Below are 807 nucleotides of genomic sequence, written 5' to 3' on the forward strand. Positions count from 1 at the left end.
CCATAAACGTGGCCACCTGATTGTATTTCGAACTGTCGCACAGCAGGATGCTTCTCGCGCTGACCTGGCTGACGGTCTCCTTGACGGTAACCTTGTTCTCATCAGGGGTGAATATCCCGCGACTGTCCCAGCCGCTGGCGGAGATAAAGGCCGTATCGATAGCCAGGTGGCGTAACGTACGCGCCGCCGATTCGCCCACGCAGGAGCGGTTCTCCCGGCACAGAGTGCCGCCGGTGTGGATCACGCCGCACTGGCTGGCATCGATCAGCAGCTGGGTTATCTCAAAATCATTGGTGACCACCTGGAGATCGTTCCGGTCGAGGATCGCCCGCGCCAGCGCCAGGGTGGTAGTCCCGGCATCCAGATAGATGCAACTGTTTTTAGCGATATGACTCGCCGCCAGCGCGCCGATCGCCTGTTTCTCCTCACTCTGCAGCGTGCTTTTCACCAGATGACTGGGTTCCGCGGCCAGCCGGCTGACGGCGCGTACGCCGCCCGAGACGCTGACCAGCAGCCCCTGCTCCTCCAGTTTACTGACGTCCCGACGGATGGTCATATGGGACACGCCGAGGATCTCCGTCAGCTCGTTAATGCTTACCGCCCCACGCTGCTCCACCAGGGCTAAAATACGCTGATGTCGTTCTATTGGAATCACCGCTCTCCCCTTACCATTTTTTCACACCAGGCGTCACCACCCAGGCTACGGCCCTGGCGACACCCGGTGTTGTTATCGCGCTTTGCCGCTGTTTTTTACGCTATTTTAGGGCAAGAATCGCCGCTGTGCAGCCTCTTTCCGCCTGTGAATTT

Annotated in this window: 1 protein-coding gene; it reads right to left on the reverse strand. The window is 59.2% G+C overall.

The window, feature by feature from the left end:
• The coding region (locus ABD361_RS30415) for a DeoR family transcriptional regulator (RefSeq protein ID WP_344440205.1) at positions 1-616 on the reverse strand (616 nt) is incomplete at its 3' end.
• Positions 617-807 lie beyond the last annotated feature (191 nt).

The sequence above is a fragment of the Streptomyces luteosporeus genome (genome assembly GCF_039532865.1).
Lineage (GTDB): Bacteria > Actinomycetota > Actinomycetes > Streptomycetales > Streptomycetaceae > Streptomyces > Streptomyces luteosporeus.